Source organism: Porphyromonas uenonis 60-3 (assembly GCF_000174775.1).
Classification (GTDB): domain Bacteria; phylum Bacteroidota; class Bacteroidia; order Bacteroidales; family Porphyromonadaceae; genus Porphyromonas; species Porphyromonas uenonis_A.
On the sequence record NZ_ACLR01000034.1, the window covers coordinates 42,771 to 58,399 of the forward strand.

A 15,629-nucleotide genomic window follows, 5' to 3' on the forward strand; every position below is an offset into this window, starting at 1 on the left:
GTAATGTCTAAAGAGAGGATGTATGTATAGATGCAGTGTGTCGGAGCGTCCTACGACTACTCCTCAGTGGTTAGTAGCTCACGTACCTTAGCGATGAGCTCCTGCTCACCACCCTCGGTGTAGCCACTATGAGAGAATGCGACGCGCCCCTTGCCATCGATGACGAAGACGTGAGGGATCATGTTGACATTCATAGCTCGCTTGAAGTCTCCGTTAGGATCTAGGAGCACCTCGTACTCAAAGCCTAGAGCATCGACTAGTGGCTTGACGCGGTCAGCGTTTTGCCCCTCATCGATAGAGACAGCGATGAGCTTGACGCCCGTTTCCTCTTGCCAGTCTGCATAATCCTCGTGAATAGCCTTGAGCTCACGCAGACAAGGCTTGCACCAGGTGGCGAAGAATGAGATGATAAAGGGCTTGCCCTCGTTGCTTAGCTCGCTCGTGTTGACTACATTGTTTTGTAGATCCTTGAGCTCGACTTGTGGTAGCTGTGCTTGTGCTACGGTGACTACTATGAGAGATAGTAGGATAGTTAGAACGTGCTTCATATTTGTGTCTGTTAATTATGAGTATGTCTTACTTGACGGTGATGGCCAGGTTGATCGTCCACTTGAGTGTCTCGCCCTCTCCCATCAAGGGAGCGAACTCGATGGTCATACGGTTCTTGTAGGTCTCACCCGCTTTTGTGTTTAGCTTGATGTGCGTGTTTAGCGGAGTCATCTCCCCCTTCTTCTTGCCGTACTCGTCAGGATCAACACCCTCATCGTCTGATATCAGCGTAATTTTAGCGGTAAAGAGGGGTAGGTTCTTAGCTGGCTTGCACTGATCCCCTAGACAGACTCCTCCATCAATAGGAGTGTCAAAGGTCATGCTTCCACTATATTGCTCAGTCTTGAGGACACTAAAGAAGAGCTCAGGGTCATAGCTTCGTGCTTTTTCCTCAGATATGGTAGCAACATAGTCAATGGTGCTCCCAGAGGGGTACTTTTGTCCGTCTAGCTTATTAAAGATGGTTACATTCTTAGCCTCAGCGACTGTAATAACGCAGGTAGCCTTCTTGTCGCCAGCCTGAGCCGTGATGGTAGCGGTGCCGAGTGCGACAGCCTTGACTAGTCCCGTCTCTGAGACAGTGGCTACGGCGGTGTTGTCAGACGTAAAGGTTACCTTAGCACCTGAGGGAGTGACTGTAGCGATGAGCTGTAGCGTCGCGCCAGGCTGCAAGGTAGCAGTGGTTGCTTTGAATGATAAGTCGGTTACCTCAACCTTTGGCTTCAGAGCATCGGGTCCACAAGAGGTCAGGAATGCTAGTGTGAGTAGTGCTAGCGTGAGAGATAGATAAGTTGATTTCATTTGGAATATTTAGGTTAGATGGATAAACTATGTCGCCCCAAAGGTAATAAAACTATCGGATATAGTAGGTTCTTGTTTTGAAATGGTAGATACTGTACATCTCTGCACGTTGATTAGTCCGCTGTAGGGTGGTGGCTCCTGCTGTGAGCACAAGGAACAAGAAAAGGCTCAACTGCTGATTAGGTGCAGTTGAGCCTTTGTTTGATTTGCTGTAGCTGCCCCAAGTCGGGTAGTTAGTCAAGGCAAAGCCCTAGAGATACTTGCTTTCGTGATTTAGTCTTGCTTTGTGTGTTGATATGGATTATTTCTGCTTAGAGAGGAGTGGAGACTCCTTTGTCCTCTTGAGCTAAGCAAAGGTAATGTTTTTTTAATATATAGCTTCATAAATCTTTCGCTGGATATAGGCTGAGGTGCGTTACGTGGGATTGGTCGTCCAGGGAGGAATTTCTAGATAGCTCATGAGGAAACGAAAATTCTCCACGGAGCCGGGAAATAAAAGTTCGGAAGAATGAAATGAAACTTCGGAAGAAGCAAATCAAAGTTCGGAAGAATTTTTTTATACCTCCGTGGAGGATTTTCATTTTCTACCGAGGCATTTTCAATTTCCTCGGAGGTGTGGTGTCTAGGGCTTTGAAGGGTTTCGGAGAGCATCGGAGCTATCGGAGCCATCAGAGCCATCGGAATGGTCTAACTTCTAACCTCTAATTTCTACTTTCTAACTTCTAATTTCTATTTTCTAACTTCTAATCTCTAACCTCTAAATTCGCTACCTTTGCAAGAGGCTTCTGGAGGAGCCTTTTTAATCTAGAGACTGATCTATGCGATTGCTTATAGCACGTCACGGAGAGACTGAGGAGAACTTGCTCTCTATTTGTCAGGGACAGACTGCTGGCACGCTAACCCGACGAGGGGTGGCGCAATGCCTCCAGCTGGGTGACCGTCTGAAGGGGTGTCCCATCACACATATATATAGTAGTGATCAGCTGCGAGCGCAGCGCTCGGCTGAGCTGATGATCTCTGCGAGTGGCTGTAAGGCGCCTCTGACGCTGGACAGACGGTTGCGCGAGCGTGCTTTCGGTCGGTGGGAGGGGCGTCCTTTTGTTGAGCTCCCGCCACTAGACGAGGAGCCGCACGAGATCGAGTCGGTGGAGGCGATTGCGACGCGTCTGCAGAGCTTCCTAGAGGAGCTACAAGAGCGACACGGTAGGGATGATCTGGTGCTACTCATGGGTCACGGCTTTACGATGAGGGTGCTAGAGGCTTTGCTACAGGGCGGTCCCTTGGACAAGGTGGAGGAGATCACCTTTCTCCCGAATGGGGACTATCGTCTATATGAGGATGGCAAGCTCTGCCAGCGCCCTCGAGTGATCTACATATCGGGTGGCCAGCGCAGTGGCAAGAGTGGCTACGCACAGCGACTGGCGCGCTCGCTGTCGGATCGACCTATCTACCTGGCTACGGCACGTCACTGGGATGAGGAGTTCGAGCGTCGCATAGCGCGTCACCAAGCGGACCGGGGACCAGAGTGGACTACCATCGAGGAGCCTCGCTATCTGAGCCAAACGCAGATTGCTGGGCGTGTCGTGCTGATCGACTGTGTGACGCTATGGCTTACGAATATATACAGCGACCTGGAGTTTGACGCTGAGGCTTCGCTCAGTGAGGCGCGTCGTGAGTGGCAGGAGCTACTACATCACTGCAAGGCGGAGGTGCTGATCGTGGTGAGCAACGAGATCGGCATGAGCCTGCATGCGCCTGATGCGGGGTCTCGGGCTTTTGTAGATCTACAAGGGTGGGTCAACCAATATATCTCTGCCACGGCCGATGAGGCTTACCTGATGGTCTCTGGGAGAGCTTTGTGCACGGAGCTTATTTCGGACTTATATAAAGAGGAGAGCAGATGACTTTTGAGGAAACACTACAAGAGCGGATCGACAGTCGCACGAAGCCAAAGGGGGCGCTGGGGCAACTGGAGCGCATCGCCTACAAGGTGGGCATGATACAGCACAGTGTGACGCCTCAGCTGATTGACCCAGTGCTGCTGGTGATGGCTGCGGATCACGGGATCGTCGAGGAGGGCGTGAGCCCCTGTCCTAAGGAGATTACTTGGCAGCAATGTATCAACTTCGTCTCGGGCGGAGGAGCTTGTAGTGTCTTGGCACGGCAAAATGGCTTTCGCCTGCGGGTCATTGATGTGGGCGTCGACTACGACTTCCCTGAGGCTTGTCGCATTGAGTCGGCTAAGGTGATGCACGGCACTCGCAATATGCTTCACGAGCCAGCTATGACGACTGAGGAATGCGCTGAGGCGATGATGATTGGCGCTCAATGTGTGGCGCAAGAGGCGGAGCGTGGAAGTAATGTGATAGCTTTCGGCGAAATGGGTATCGGCAATACTTCGCCAGCAACGCTGATCCTGCACAAGATCACGGGACGCTCTATTGCCTCGATCATTGGTCCTGGCTCGGGACTGCGTGGCTCGGGGCTAGAACATAAGACGAAGGTGCTCGAGGCGGTGGCTGCACGCTACAATCCGCAGAGCCCTATGGAGCTACTGTCGCAGATGGGCGGACTAGAGATAGCGGCTATCTGTGGAGGCGTCCTAGAGGCTTACAAGAGAGGTATGCTAATCCTTGCGGATGGGGTGATTGCTACCTCAGCTTTTATGGTGGCACACGAGATGGAGCCACGTATTGTGGATAATGTGCTCTTCGCTCATACCTCCGAGGAGCCAGGACATCAAGCGATGATTGACTACTTTGGCGGAGAGGCAATCCTGTCGCTGGAGATGCGCCTCGGCGAGGGGACGGGGGCTCTCGTTGCCTATCCGATCATTCAGTCGGCCGTTGCCTTTATGAATAATATGCGTGGCTTTGACGATGCGGCGGTTTGCCGTGTAGACTAATAAGAAAAGAGACTCTAGACCTATGGCTTTACACTTGCTACGCACGATACGCTCTGAGTGGGACCTACTTCGTCTCTCGCTGCTCTTCTACACCCGCATACCAGTGGGGCATGTGGCGTATAGTGAGGAGCGGATGGGGGAGTCCTTTCGCTACTTTCCTCTGCTGGGTGCGATCGTCGGAGTGCTGATGGCGGGGATCTACGCATTGGCTGGCTACTACCTGCCGAATGCCGTGGCTGCGGTGATGAGTGTGATCGTTGGTTTAGTCGTCACAGGCGGGATGCACGAGGATGGCTTGTCGGACTATTGCGATGCCTTCGGAGGGTATCACGATAGGGAGACGACGCTACGCATTATGAAGGACAGCTCGACGGGCGTGTACGGTATACTGGGTCTAGTGATGCTCCTGATGAGTCGTGTCGTCCTGCTGAGCTACATACCTTACGAGACCGCCATTGGAACGATTATTGCGATGGCTGTAGTGTCGCGCTGGGTGCCTATCCTCGTGATACGTCTCTCGACCTACGCTCGTAAGAGTGGCGAGGCGAGCAAGGCGACGCATTTGCGACAATCTGTCACGACGAAGACGCTACTCATTGCGGCTGTCTGGGCGATCTTGGCACTCCTCCTCTTGCCTTGGCAGGCTGCTGTCGTGGCTCCTGTGTTGATGACGGGGGAGGCGCTCCTGATCATGCGCATTAGCAACAAACGTATCGGCGGATACACGGGCGATGTGATGGGAGCTATCGTCTGCTTTGCCGAGCTGACGCTACTCTTGGTCACGCTTGTGGTAACTATCTACGCTTGATCGGTATATGAGTCTTTACCTCGTGCGTCACACCCCCGTTGCCCTACCGCAGGGCATCTGCTACGGCTGGCTCGAAGTGCCACTCTCGGAGGAGTACCCTCGCTATGTGGCTCAGATCATCGCAGAGCTGAGGGAAGTCCAGCTAGACAAGGTCTACAGTAGTCCGTCGCTCCGCTGTGTTGTCCTCGCAGAGGCGATAGCCCTGACAAAGGGACTGACCGTTCGTCAGGACGAGCGACTGCGTGAGCTGAACTTTGGGGCGTGGGAAGGGCTCCCCTGGGAGGAAGTCTACGAGCAAGAGGCGGGACGTGCGTGGTTTGCCGACTATTGGCACGCTAAGACGGCAGGAGGCGAGAGCCACGACGACTTATTGGCGCGGGTAGCCGACTTCGAGGCGGAGCGAGACAAGGGCAGTCAGACGCTCCTTGTGACGCACGCTGGGGTCATTCGCGCTTATCGTATCTTGCTGGGCAAGCTTTCGCCTAGCGAAGCGATGGCGCTGGAGGTTAACTTTGGAGAGATATATCAATATGAGTAAGCTAAAGCCGATTATGCTCGTCGGAACTGGCTCCGACGTGGGGAAGTCCATCGTAGCGACAGGCATCTGTCGTATCTTGCTGCAGGAGGGGTACAAGCCCGCTCCCTTTAAAGCGCAAAACATGTCGCTTAATAGCTATCCTACTCCCGAAGAAGGCGAGATAGGTCGTGCGCAAGCGGTGCAAGCTGAGGCGTGCGGGATACCTTGTCACACCGATATGAACCCAATCCTCCTTAAGCCGACGGCCGATCAGACGACGCAGGTGATCCTCCACGGCAAGGCGGTGGGCAATCAGTCGGCACGCTCTTACTTCAACGTCGAGCAGCGCAAGCCTCTCTTTGTAGAGGCGATGAAAGCGTTCGACAGATTAGCGAGCCAGTACAACCCGATCGTGATAGAAGGCGCAGGCAGTATCTCGGAGGTCAACCTCTGGCCCATGGACATCGTCAATATGCGGGTGGCTCTGCGGACGGGCGCTGACGTTTACCTCGTGGCAGACATCGAGCGCGGAGGGATCTTCGGCAGTCTCTACGGGACGATCGAGCTCTTGCCCCCAGCAGAGCGTGCTGCGATCAAGGGGATCATCATCAATAAGTTCCGAGGTGACAGCTCGCTCTTTGACTCTGGGCGAAAGATCCTTCAGGACTTAACCAAAGTCCCCGTCGTAGGTCTGCTCCCTTACCTACCGAATATGCAGATAGATGCGGAGGATGGCGTCTCCATCGACAGCTACGCCGCACAGCCTCGCCCCGATACGCTCAATGTGGCGGTGGTACGACTGCCACACATCTCCAACTTCACCGACTTTGACTCGCTACGCTTCATCTCTGGCGTCACGCTCTACTTCACTTCCGACGCTGAGGCGCTTCGCCAGGCGGACATCATCATGCTCCCCGGCAGTAAGAACACGATCGACGACCTCCTCTGGCTACAAGCCGAGGGACTTGAGGCAGTCATCCAGGCTCATCACAAGGCGGGTCGGCCGCTCTACGGCATTTGTGGCGGTTATCAGATGATGGGTCTGCGCATCACCGACAGCGATGGCGTCGAGGGCGAGCCACGCACCGTCCGTGGTCTGGGACTTCTGCCCACTGAGACCACGCTGCAGAGCAATAAAGCGGTGCGTACCTCCACTTTTACCTACCTTCCCACGGGTACCCCCGACTGTCAAGGCTACGAGATCCACTGCGGGGTCACGCAGCCCATCGATGCGCCCGAGTCGCCGGTAGTTATGAGGGCTGGCGAAACGCCCGACGGCTACTGGGTCTCCCCTCGCTTGTGGGGAAGCTACATGCACGGCATCTGGGACAATGAAGCGATCCTGCAGCAGATCCTGCACGAGGTAGCGCCTGAGCGCACCTTTCACCTAGAGCGAACCTTCGCTACCCGCGAAGCTGCCTACGATCGCCTTGCTGAGCACATGCGTCAGCATCTTGATATAGAGTACATGCTCAAAAGTCTGCGCAACGTATGATAGTAGGACACGGGGACGACCGATACAGCTACGGAGCGCTCGTGCGCTACGACTTCTCTAGCAATGTGCCTTATCGCAACCATGCGGGCGAAATCATCAGCCACCTCTCAGGGCGACTAGAGAGCCTAAGCCACTATCCAGACCCTCAAGCGAAAGAATTGCGGGAGCTCTTGGCTGAGCACTGGCGCCTTGACCCCGACTGGCTACTGGTAACGAGTGGATCGACGGAAGCTTTCTATCTCTTAGCCCATCTCTTTGCGGGTGGCGAGACGCTCATCACCGTCCCCTCCTTTGCCGAGTATGAGGACGCTTGCCAGCTCTATCGCCACCACCTCAACTATATCCCGACGAGTGCCATAGCCAGCCAAAGCACTCCTGCCGATCTCCTCTGGAGTGCTCTGCCAAACAATCCTGATGGTGACATCTCTCATCGTGTGGCGCTCCTCAATTACTGCACGGCTCATCCAGATAGTTACGTAATCGTGGACGAAGCCTACGCCGAACTCTGTGCCGAGCCCGTGACGCTCCTAGACGAAGTGGTGCATCACCCCAATCTGATCCTTGTTCGTTCGCTGACGAAGAGCTTTGCGCTCCCAGGCATACGTCTCGGCTACATCGTCGCTCACCCCTCGCTGCTGGCTCGCTTAGAGCCCCTCCGCTCGCCCTGGAGTGTCAATGCCCTTGCCCTAGAGGCTGGCGCTTACATTTGCCAGCATTACGACCGGTTACTGCCTGATGCCACGGGCTTAGTGCGGGAGGCGCAGCATCTTGCGCATGAGGTGGCGCAGATCGCAGGCATCTCGCTGATACCCAGCCCTACACCTTACTTCCTCGCTTGTCTAGATGAGGGACGTGGCACCGCAGCCCAGCTCAAGGAGTACCTCGTCAAGCAGCATGGCGTTTTGATCCGTGATGCGGCCAATTTCCGCTCCCTCTCGCCGCGCCACTTCCGCCTCTCGGTGCAGTCTCCCGAAGCTGGTCAGGCGCTACTCCGAGGTTTGTCAAGCTACTTATAGTATGTACCCGCTACTCTTCGGACTCCTCCTCGACCTGCTCCTCGGCGATCCACGCTGGGCGCTCCATCCGATACGACTCTTCGGCCAGCTCATCGCATGGGGCGAGCGCTGGCTCAACCATCCGCCCCATCAGAAGGCAAAAGGCACGCTCCTCGCCCTCACACTCGTGCTGGGCGTATGGGGCTTTTTCTTTGCTATCGAATGGTTCCTAGCGGACTATCGCTACGCACTATTGGCTTGGCAAACGGTTTTCTTCTTCTTTGCTATCTGTCCGCGAAGCTTGATCGGCGAAGCCTTGGCGGTAGAGCGCTACGTGGTGGCTGGCGACCTCGAGGGAGCTCGCAAGCGTCTCTCCTGGATCGTGGGTCGTGACACCTCGCAGCTCACCTTTGCGCAGATCCGTACCGCCGTCCTAGAAACGCTTGCGGAGAATCTCTCCGATGGGGTCATCGCTCCGCTCTTTTTCTACGCTCTGGGTGGCGTACCGCTCATGATGGCTTATAAAATGATCAACACGCTCGACTCCATGATCGGCTACAAAGATCCACGCTACAAGGATTTTGGCTACTTTGCTGCACGTATCCTCGATGACGCTGCGAACTATATCCCGTCTCGTCTCACGGCACTCCTGATGCTCCTCGTGGCTCCGAGTCGACGAGCCGTGCGCACCGTCTGGCGGGATGCACGCAAGCATGCCAGCCCCAACTCGGGCTATCCTGAGTCCGCTCTGGCGGGGATCCTCGGCGTACAGTTTGGCGGCCCCAACATCTACCACGGCATGCTCGTCGAGAAGCCCTATATCGGTGCCCCGCTCCACGCAGTCACCGCACAGACGCTACGACGCACCATCATCATCGTCATCGCCGTCACGCTCCTCGCCAGCCTCCTCGTCCTCCTCACCGACCTTCTCATCCGAGGGCTGATCTAATAGCTCCCACATCTCCGCTGATTTCAATTTCTCCCGAGGAATTTGGGAATCTCCAGTGAGGAAACGAAATTTCCCCACGGAGGGCCGAAATAAAAGTTCGGAAGAATGAAATGAAACTTCGGAAGAAGCAAATCAAAGTTCGGAAGAATTTTTTTATACCTCCGTGAAGGATTTCCGTTTTCTACGGAGGCATTTTTGATTTCCTCGGAGGTGTGGGCTGAGTGGCGGTGATCGGCTGTCAACTGCTGGCAGGCAATTAGCGAGAGCAATCGGACCTCTAACCTCTAACCTCTAACCTCTAATCTCTAACTTCTAATCTCTAACCTCTAATTTCGTACCTTTGCGGGTGTATACCTTCACAGATCACTATGTCGCAACTGAGCAATAGACCTTTGTCAGATACGTTGGAGCTTACTTCTCTAGGAGATGTGGGCGAGCGTCGTGTCGTCATCGTGGGGCACAAGTCGCCTGACGGGGACTGCATAGGCAGTGCCTTGGGACTGCGTAGCTACCTGTTGGCACGGGGCGCTGACGAGGTCTCCATCCTAGTGGTGGGGCGCATGCCAGACAACCTGCGCTGGCTCCCCGGGGCTGAGACGGTACATCAGCTCTCGGCGCAGAGTGACTTAGAGCCGATACGTCAGATATTGGCTCAGGCTAGGCTACTGCTTCTAGTGGACTTCAACCATCTGGGGCGTATCGGCAATCCGCTCGAGGGCTTGGTCGCTGAGATCGTGGGCAAGCCCGAGGTGCGCTCCGTGATGATAGACCATCATCCAGAGCCTGATATGGGGCTGGTCAATGAGATGTATAGCGACACGTCGGCCTGTGCTACGGGCTTTCTCATAGCGGAGCTACTCGGTGGCGGTGCCTCGAGAGAGCTAGAGCTCCATGGCGGTGCCGATATGGCGACCTGCCTGCTGGCTGCAACCTACACGGATACGGGTCTCCTGCGACATGGGCAGATTACGCCGACGCTCTTTAGGACGATCGCTCACCTCCTAGAGGTCGGAGCGAGACACGAGGAGATTGTGCTACGGATCTTCAAGAGCGACAAGCTGAGTCGACAGCGACTCCTCGGCTACATCATCAATGAGCGTACGACCTACGACCTAGACTTAGGGGTGGCGGTCTTTACGCTCAGGCAGGAGGACTTTGACCGCTTTGGCATAGAGCCAGGAGATACAGAGGGCCTAGTCAATGTACCCCTTGACGTGGCGGGTATACGAGCTGTCGCCTTCCTTCGAGAGCAGCGTGATCCCGACGAGCCCGTCAAGATATCGCTTCGCTCGCAGGGCAACTTGCCGGTCAATGAGGTGGCGAGCGCGATCTTTGGCGGGGGCGGACATCTAAACGCTGCGGGCGCTGAGTACCAGGGCACGCTATCGGATGCGCTAGCACTCGTGTGGGAGGGATTGCGTGAACTAGTACACCGCTACCCAGACTGTTAGAGATTAGAAATTAGAGACTAGACAATAGAAATATGAAAGCAACAAACCATACCTTCACCGCTCTTGTGACGCTTGTTCTGATGCTTCTCCTAGGGCAGGGCGTCCTGACTAGCTGTCGAGATAAGCAGCACATCAAGTCGCTCTCGGAGATGCTACGTGACGAGCAGAAGATAATTGACAACTTCATTCAGGAGCAAGGGATGAATGTGCAGGAGGGCGTCGAGGAGCAGCGCGAGTTTGACCCAGGCGTGTGGTACAAGTTCCCCAACGGGGTCTACATGCAGGTCCTCGACAAAGGAGCTGAGCTGGCGACGCCTGAGCGGACGCGTGTCATGCTGCGGATGAAAGGTCGCTTCATCGCACCAGAGTACAACCCCTCTTTCGACAATCTCTCTAAGGGCTACCAGCAGTCCACGGAGTTTATCTACATTAACTCACGCGACCGCAACGGCTCTATCCACTACAAGCTGATCCAAGAGCAGTTTGGTCACTCGATCGACGCACTGATGTGTGAGGGTATCGCCTATCCGCTCACGATGGTGGGCAATGGCGCTAAGATACGTCTCCTCATCCCCTTCCTCCTCGGGCCAAACATAGCGTACAATGCGGGTGCCCCAATGTATTGCGAGGAGGTCTGGTACCAGTTTGTCGAGGAGTCTTAGCCTTATCCAGTATCTTTGGCGCTAGTATGCACAAGCTACTCGTTTTTTCCCAACAACACACTTAATCAAAACTATGACGGTCATCAAATCAATCTCAGGAATACGCGGTACTGTCGGGGGCTCTCTGACGGACGGCTTCAACCCACTGACGATAGCGCACTTTGTCGTGGGATATGCACAGCACATCAAGCTATACGAGTCTATCAGTAGACCAACTATTGTGGTGGGGCGCGATGCTCGCCTATCGGGCGAGATGGTTCAGCAGGTGGTCATCGGCACGCTCCTCGGTATGGGTTGCGATGTAATCAACATTGGTCTGGCTACGACTCCGACCACTGAGATGGCTGTCCTAGGGCATCGTGCTGACGGTGGCATCATCATCACCGCTTCGCACAACCCAATACAGTGGAATGCGCTGAAGTTCCTCGGGAGCGATGGCACTTTCCTCAATGTGGATCGTGGCAACGAGGTGCTGCGTCTCTCGGAGGATCACACGGTTCCCTTTGCTTCGGTAGAAGACTTGGGACAAGTCATCTCGACCGACTCCTATCTGCAGAAGCATATTGACGCAATCCTCGCACTGCCCGAAGTGGATGTGGAGGCTATCCGCAAAGCTGAGCTGACGGTCGCCTACGATCCGATCAATTCGGTCGGCGCTATCGCTCTGCCTCCGCTCTTTGAGGCGCTTGGCGTCAAGGAGTGGAGAGGAATCAACGACACGCCCGACGGAAAGTTTGCCCACAATCCCGAGCCACTGCCTAGTCACCTCGTGGATCTTTGCGAATTGGTGCGCATAGCACGTGCCGATGTGGGCTTTTCGGTAGATCCAGACGTGGATCGCTTAGCGATCATTGACGAGACGGGCCACCCCTTTGGCGAGGAGTACACACTGGTCTCTGTCGCTGACTACCTCCTCGGCTATCATGAGGGAGGGAACACGGTCTCTAACATGAGTTCGACACGTGCTCTGCGAGACATTACCGAGCAGCATGGCGGAAGCTACACGCCCGCAGCTGTTGGCGAGGTCAACGTGGTCAAGCGTATGCGAGAGACCGACGCACTCATCGGTGGCGAAGGCAACGGTGGCGTCATCTATCCTCGTCTGCATGCTGGACGCGATGCGCTCGTTGGCATTGCGCTCTTCCTAACTCACTTGGCGAAGAGTGGCGAGACGGTGAGCCAGCTACGTAAGCGCTACCCCGACTACGCCATGTGTAAGCGTCGTGTGGAGCTACCTGCGGGCACTGACGTGACGGCTCTCTTCGCCACTCTGGAGCGTGAGGTCGCTTCGCTGAAGCCCCTGACGGAGGATGGACTGAAGATTGACTTTGACAACTCGTGGGTGCAGGTACGTCCCAGCAATACGGAGCCGATCGTCCGTGTCTACACGGAGGCTCCTACGGAAGAGGCTGCCTCTGCGCTGGCTGATGAGTACGTCTCGCTCGTGGAGCAGCAACTCGCTCGCAAGTAGCCTATGGCAAGAAAACGCAAAGAGCCGAGATATCTGGACGATGTACTCATCGAGCGGATGGGTGCCGAGGGACAATGCGTAGCACATGTCGAGGACAAGGTGCTCTTCGTCCCTTATGCAGCGCCAGGCGACCGTTGTCGCATACGTGTCGGTCGCTCCAAGCGAAGCTATATGTTGGGCACCATCGAGGAGCTCCTGGAGCCTTCGCCACTACGTGTGGAGCCTCGTTGCGAAGTCTTCGGAGCGTGTGGCGGGTGCAAGTGGCAACAGCTACCTTACGACGAGCAGCTCCGTGGTAAGTCGCAACAAGCCGCAGACGCCATGACGCGCATCGGACATATAGCCATTGAGCACACCGAGCCGATCGTAGGATGCGAGGATCCGTGGCACTACCGCAACAAGGTCGAGTTTACCTTTAGCAAAAAGCGTTGGCTCACCGAGGAGGAGCTCAAAAGCCTTCCCGAGGAAGCGAGCGAACAAGAGCTTTGTGGGGTAGGCTTTCACAAGGCGGGAATGTTTGACAAGGTACTAGACCTGCATGGCGTGACCTGTCAGATAGCCGACCCGATAGCTTCGGAGATTCGAGACTATCTCAACGACTACTGCCTGGCGCGCTGGGAGGAGTACCCTTACTATGACCAGAGAGCGCACGAAGGCGTGATGCGAACGCTCCTAATCCGCACCACAACGCTGGGCGGGCTGATGGTTTTGATCGCCTTTGCCGAGGGAACGGAGGAGCTACGCGTGCAACTGCTAGAAGCGCTGCGTGAGCGCTTTCCCCAGATCACGTCGCTCTACTATATGGTCAATACGAAGTTTAACGACAGCCTCGCCGATCTCCCGGCGCAGCTCTACAGCGGTGCGCCATACATCGAGGAGAATATGCACGGTCTGCGCTATCGTATCGGCCCTAAGTCCTTCTACCAGACGAATAGTCGTCAGGCGGAGCGACTCTACGAGAAGGTGCGCGAATACGCTCAGCTCAAGGGCGATGAAGTGGTCTACGATCTCTACACAGGCGCTGGGACGATTGCCAACTACTTGGCACAAAGCTGTCGCTCTGTCATCGGGATCGAGTATGTGCCAGAGGCTGTCGAGGATGCTTTTGTCAATAGAGATCAGAACGGGATCACGAACGCTACCTTCTACGCAGGCGATATGAAGGCGATCCTGACCGATGACTTCGTCGCAGCGCATGGTCGTCCTGATGTTCTGGTGACCGACCCGCCACGTGCAGGTATGGATGCGCCCGTCGTGGAGGTGATCCTGCGGGCGGCTCCTCAGCGCATCGTCTACGTCAGCTGCAATCCAGCGACACAAGCCCGAGACTTAGCGCTCCTCATGGCTGAGGGGCAGTACAGAGCCGTGAAGGCTTGCGCTGTTGACATGTTCCCCCATACGCATCACGTGGAGACGGTAGCTCTGTTGTCCAAACTAAATACAGAACATCATTTAGATATAGAAATAGGGGAAGATGAAGATTAATAATGAATGTTGTTGTGGATGCAAAACAGAAAAGCCGGATCAAATTAAAGACAATTGTCCTGTATGTAATAATGAAGGGATTTCCGTTAGTAAAGTAACTGTTGAACATCTAGTGGTAGATGATTATCGTAATGCTGTTAACGGAGATCAATATAAGATTTGCATGAACGAGGACTGCGACGTTGTTTACTATAACTTAGATAATGAAATAAAATTCTTGAAAGACCAAGTTAGAGTTCCTATCTGGTTTAAGAAAGATGCAGATCCTAAGTATGCTTGTTATTGTAGCGAAGTCACAGAAAATCAGGTGATTGAAGCAGTTGTAAAGCATGGCGCGAAATCCGTAAAAGAAGTAAATGCCATCACTGGGGCAATGAAAAATTCTAATTGTAAAGAAAACAATCCGTTGGGAGTTTGTTGTCATAAGATTATTCAGGAAGCTATCGATAAAGGCTTGAAAATGAAATAATTACAGTCGATATGTTCCTACAAACGAGAGCCAATCTTTGATATGTTTCCATCTACGAGCGTGGATATGTTCCCCATAACCATAGGGGTTGAGCATGTGGTGCTACTGGAGCGTACTGAGTAGCAGGAGAAGAGCGCATAGGATCGAATAGTAAGAATTGCTTAACTTCGCACAAGAAACGGCAGATTACAGCGCCCATCGCCAAAAGCATCGTCAGTCGCTTACGACTAAGTCTGGATATGCCTCTGGACACTGTATGAAGACAAGTCATATATCCCAACTCTAATCACAAAACATATAGACTATGAAACAGTACTATCTCGTCATCAATGGGGAGAAGAGCGGTCCATTCACCATTGACCAGTTGACTACTCAGCAGGTTACCCCTCAGACGCCCGTGTGGACAGAGGGTATGAGTGACTGGGTACCAGCACAGCAGGTTGCTGAGCTGAGCTCGCTCTTTGCATCACAAGCTCCTATACCAGAAGCATCCCAGCCTACAGCCACACCACAGGCTCCAGCCTACAATGCTGCTCCAGCCTATGGTAATCCTCAGCCTCAGGCACCTAACACGCAGGTTGTTCCTCCCAATTACCTTGTTTGGAGTATTCTAGTGACGCTCTTCTGCTGTATACCAGGAGGTGTCGTTGCTATCGTCTACTCTACACAGGTCTCCTCTCGCTTCCAGCAAGGCGACTACGCAGGTGCTAATGAATCCAGCCGTAACGCTCGCAAGTGGGTGATTATATCAGCCATTGCTGCAGCTGCTGTTTGGGTCATATACTTTATCATACTTGCTGTCACGGGAGCTTCTATCCTTGCCCTCAGTCAGTACTAGTAGATACTATAGTATCACTCATATAAAGAGAGGGAGTCCCCGTGGTGGGGCTCCCTCTCGTCGCTTCTGTTCAATTTACAACTAAAACTAATCACAAAACAGTCTTGCCACACGGTCCCTCTCGGGCTCTCCGTGTATGGAGCGTGTACGGTACTCACGTATGGTCGCGCTTCGCAAGTTGCTACAGTAACGTGTAGCCCGTTTGTAGGTTCTTACTGAAAGGTTAAGTATAAA

The 15,629-nt window shown here is 54.2% G+C and carries 15 protein-coding genes and 1 pseudogene; 14 read left to right on the plus strand and 2 right to left on the minus strand.

Annotated features, from left to right (window positions below; all coding sequences use genetic code 11):
* Nucleotides 1-56 precede the first annotated feature (56 nt).
* Together PORUE0001_RS01170 and PORUE0001_RS01175 are read right to left on the minus strand one after the other, a co-directional pair.
* A complete protein-coding gene (locus PORUE0001_RS01170; protein WP_007364612.1) occupies nt 57-548 on the minus strand; it encodes a TlpA family protein disulfide reductase in 492 nt (163 codons plus the stop codon).
* 28 nt (nt 549-576) lie between these two features.
* On the minus strand, nt 577-1,350 hold the full coding sequence (locus tag PORUE0001_RS01175; protein ID WP_007364623.1) for an Ig-like domain-containing protein: 774 nt from the start codon (nt 1,348-1,350) through the stop codon (nt 577-579).
* An 818-nt stretch (nt 1,351-2,168) separates the two neighbouring features.
* Between PORUE0001_RS01175 and PORUE0001_RS10790 the strand changes: the two are divergent.
* The 14 genes and pseudogenes from PORUE0001_RS10790 to PORUE0001_RS01240 form a co-directional block, all read left to right on the plus strand.
* Nucleotides 2,169-2,654: pseudogene (locus tag PORUE0001_RS10790) on the plus strand (histidine phosphatase family protein); the annotation flags it as partial.
* 60 nt (nt 2,655-2,714) lie between these two features.
* Nucleotides 2,715-3,254: a bifunctional adenosylcobinamide kinase/adenosylcobinamide-phosphate guanylyltransferase gene (locus tag PORUE0001_RS10795; protein ID WP_232501381.1), complete on the plus strand. Its 540-nt coding sequence runs from the start codon at nt 2,715-2,717 to the stop codon at nt 3,252-3,254.
* On the plus strand, nt 3,251-4,255 hold the full coding sequence (cobT, locus tag PORUE0001_RS01185; protein WP_007364584.1) for a nicotinate-nucleotide--dimethylbenzimidazole phosphoribosyltransferase: 1,005 nt from the start codon (nt 3,251-3,253) through the stop codon (nt 4,253-4,255). The genes PORUE0001_RS10795 and cobT overlap by 4 nt, the downstream gene beginning before the upstream one ends.
* 22 nt (nt 4,256-4,277) lie before the next feature.
* Nucleotides 4,278-5,063: an adenosylcobinamide-GDP ribazoletransferase gene (gene cobS, locus PORUE0001_RS01190; protein WP_007364604.1), complete on the plus strand. Its 786-nt coding sequence runs from the start codon at nt 4,278-4,280 to the stop codon at nt 5,061-5,063.
* A gap of 7 nt (nt 5,064-5,070) precedes the next feature.
* Nucleotides 5,071-5,601 (plus strand): histidine phosphatase family protein, encoded by a 531-nt coding sequence (locus tag PORUE0001_RS01195; RefSeq protein ID WP_007364587.1) that lies wholly within the window; start codon nt 5,071-5,073, stop codon nt 5,599-5,601.
* On the plus strand, nt 5,594-7,075 hold the full coding sequence (locus tag PORUE0001_RS01200; protein ID WP_039865206.1) for a cobyric acid synthase: 1,482 nt from the start codon (nt 5,594-5,596) through the stop codon (nt 7,073-7,075). The genes PORUE0001_RS01195 and PORUE0001_RS01200 overlap by 8 nt, the downstream gene beginning before the upstream one ends.
* The gene (locus PORUE0001_RS01205) at nt 7,072-8,091 is read left to right on the plus strand and encodes a pyridoxal phosphate-dependent aminotransferase (RefSeq protein ID WP_007364633.1); all 1,020 of its coding nucleotides are present in this window, start codon (nt 7,072-7,074) and stop codon (nt 8,089-8,091) included. Before PORUE0001_RS01200 ends, PORUE0001_RS01205 begins: the two co-directional genes overlap by 4 nt.
* Before the next feature lies 1 nt (nt 8,092).
* The gene (gene cbiB / locus PORUE0001_RS01210) at nt 8,093-9,019 is read left to right on the plus strand and encodes an adenosylcobinamide-phosphate synthase CbiB (RefSeq protein WP_007364595.1); all 927 of its coding nucleotides are present in this window, start codon (nt 8,093-8,095) and stop codon (nt 9,017-9,019) included.
* Nucleotides 9,020-9,387: 368 nt separating this feature from the next.
* A complete protein-coding gene (locus PORUE0001_RS01215) occupies nt 9,388-10,470 on the plus strand; it encodes a DHH family phosphoesterase (RefSeq protein ID WP_007364636.1) in 1,083 nt (360 codons plus the stop codon).
* A gap of 32 nt (nt 10,471-10,502) precedes the next feature.
* Nucleotides 10,503-11,132 carry a DUF4827 domain-containing protein gene (locus tag PORUE0001_RS01220; protein WP_007364620.1) on the plus strand — a complete coding sequence of 210 codons (630 nt, stop codon included), beginning with the start codon at nt 10,503-10,505 and terminating at the stop codon, nt 11,130-11,132.
* A gap of 73 nt (nt 11,133-11,205) precedes the next feature.
* Nucleotides 11,206-12,603 carry a phosphoglucosamine mutase gene (glmM, locus tag PORUE0001_RS01225; RefSeq protein ID WP_007364590.1) on the plus strand — a complete coding sequence of 466 codons (1,398 nt, stop codon included), beginning with the start codon at nt 11,206-11,208 and terminating at the stop codon, nt 12,601-12,603.
* A 3-nt stretch (nt 12,604-12,606) separates the two neighbouring features.
* Nucleotides 12,607-14,088 (plus strand): 23S rRNA (uracil(1939)-C(5))-methyltransferase RlmD, encoded by a 1,482-nt coding sequence (gene rlmD / locus PORUE0001_RS01230; protein ID WP_007364605.1) that lies wholly within the window; start codon nt 12,607-12,609, stop codon nt 14,086-14,088.
* A complete protein-coding gene (locus PORUE0001_RS01235; RefSeq protein ID WP_000700631.1) occupies nt 14,078-14,557 on the plus strand; it encodes a Csac_0668 family 2Fe-2S cluster-binding (seleno)protein in 480 nt (159 codons plus the stop codon). Before rlmD ends, PORUE0001_RS01235 begins: the two co-directional genes overlap by 11 nt.
* A 304-nt stretch (nt 14,558-14,861) precedes the next feature.
* Nucleotides 14,862-15,395: a CD225/dispanin family protein gene (locus PORUE0001_RS01240; protein WP_007364632.1), complete on the plus strand. Its 534-nt coding sequence runs from the start codon at nt 14,862-14,864 to the stop codon at nt 15,393-15,395.
* Nucleotides 15,396-15,629: the final 234 nt, after the last annotated feature.

Bases quoted from the DNA above. Each gene is read 5' to 3' on its own strand.
- cobS (WP_007364604.1), top strand. From the start codon at position 4,278: ATGGCTTTACACTTGCTACGCACGATACGCTCTGAGTGGGACCTACTT.
- glmM (WP_007364590.1), top strand. From the start codon at position 11,206: ATGACGGTCATCAAATCAATCTCAGGAATACGCGGTACTGTCGGGGGC.
- PORUE0001_RS01175 (WP_007364623.1), bottom strand. From the start codon at position 1,350: ATGAAATCAACTTATCTATCTCTCACGCTAGCACTACTCACACTAGCA.
- rlmD (WP_007364605.1), top strand. From the start codon at position 12,607: ATGGCAAGAAAACGCAAAGAGCCGAGATATCTGGACGATGTACTCATC.
- PORUE0001_RS01235 (WP_000700631.1), top strand. From the start codon at position 14,078: ATGAAGATTAATAATGAATGTTGTTGTGGATGCAAAACAGAAAAGCCG.
- PORUE0001_RS01240 (WP_007364632.1), top strand. From the start codon at position 14,862: ATGAAACAGTACTATCTCGTCATCAATGGGGAGAAGAGCGGTCCATTC.
- PORUE0001_RS01200 (WP_039865206.1), top strand. From the start codon at position 5,594: ATGAGTAAGCTAAAGCCGATTATGCTCGTCGGAACTGGCTCCGACGTG.
- PORUE0001_RS01215 (WP_007364636.1), top strand. From the start codon at position 9,388: ATGTCGCAACTGAGCAATAGACCTTTGTCAGATACGTTGGAGCTTACT.
- PORUE0001_RS01170 (WP_007364612.1), bottom strand. From the start codon at position 548: ATGAAGCACGTTCTAACTATCCTACTATCTCTCATAGTAGTCACCGTA.
- PORUE0001_RS01195 (WP_007364587.1), top strand. From the start codon at position 5,071: ATGAGTCTTTACCTCGTGCGTCACACCCCCGTTGCCCTACCGCAGGGC.
- PORUE0001_RS01220 (WP_007364620.1), top strand. From the start codon at position 10,503: ATGAAAGCAACAAACCATACCTTCACCGCTCTTGTGACGCTTGTTCTG.
- cbiB (WP_007364595.1), top strand. From the start codon at position 8,093: ATGTACCCGCTACTCTTCGGACTCCTCCTCGACCTGCTCCTCGGCGAT.
- PORUE0001_RS01205 (WP_007364633.1), top strand. From the start codon at position 7,072: ATGATAGTAGGACACGGGGACGACCGATACAGCTACGGAGCGCTCGTG.
- cobT (WP_007364584.1), top strand. From the start codon at position 3,251: ATGACTTTTGAGGAAACACTACAAGAGCGGATCGACAGTCGCACGAAG.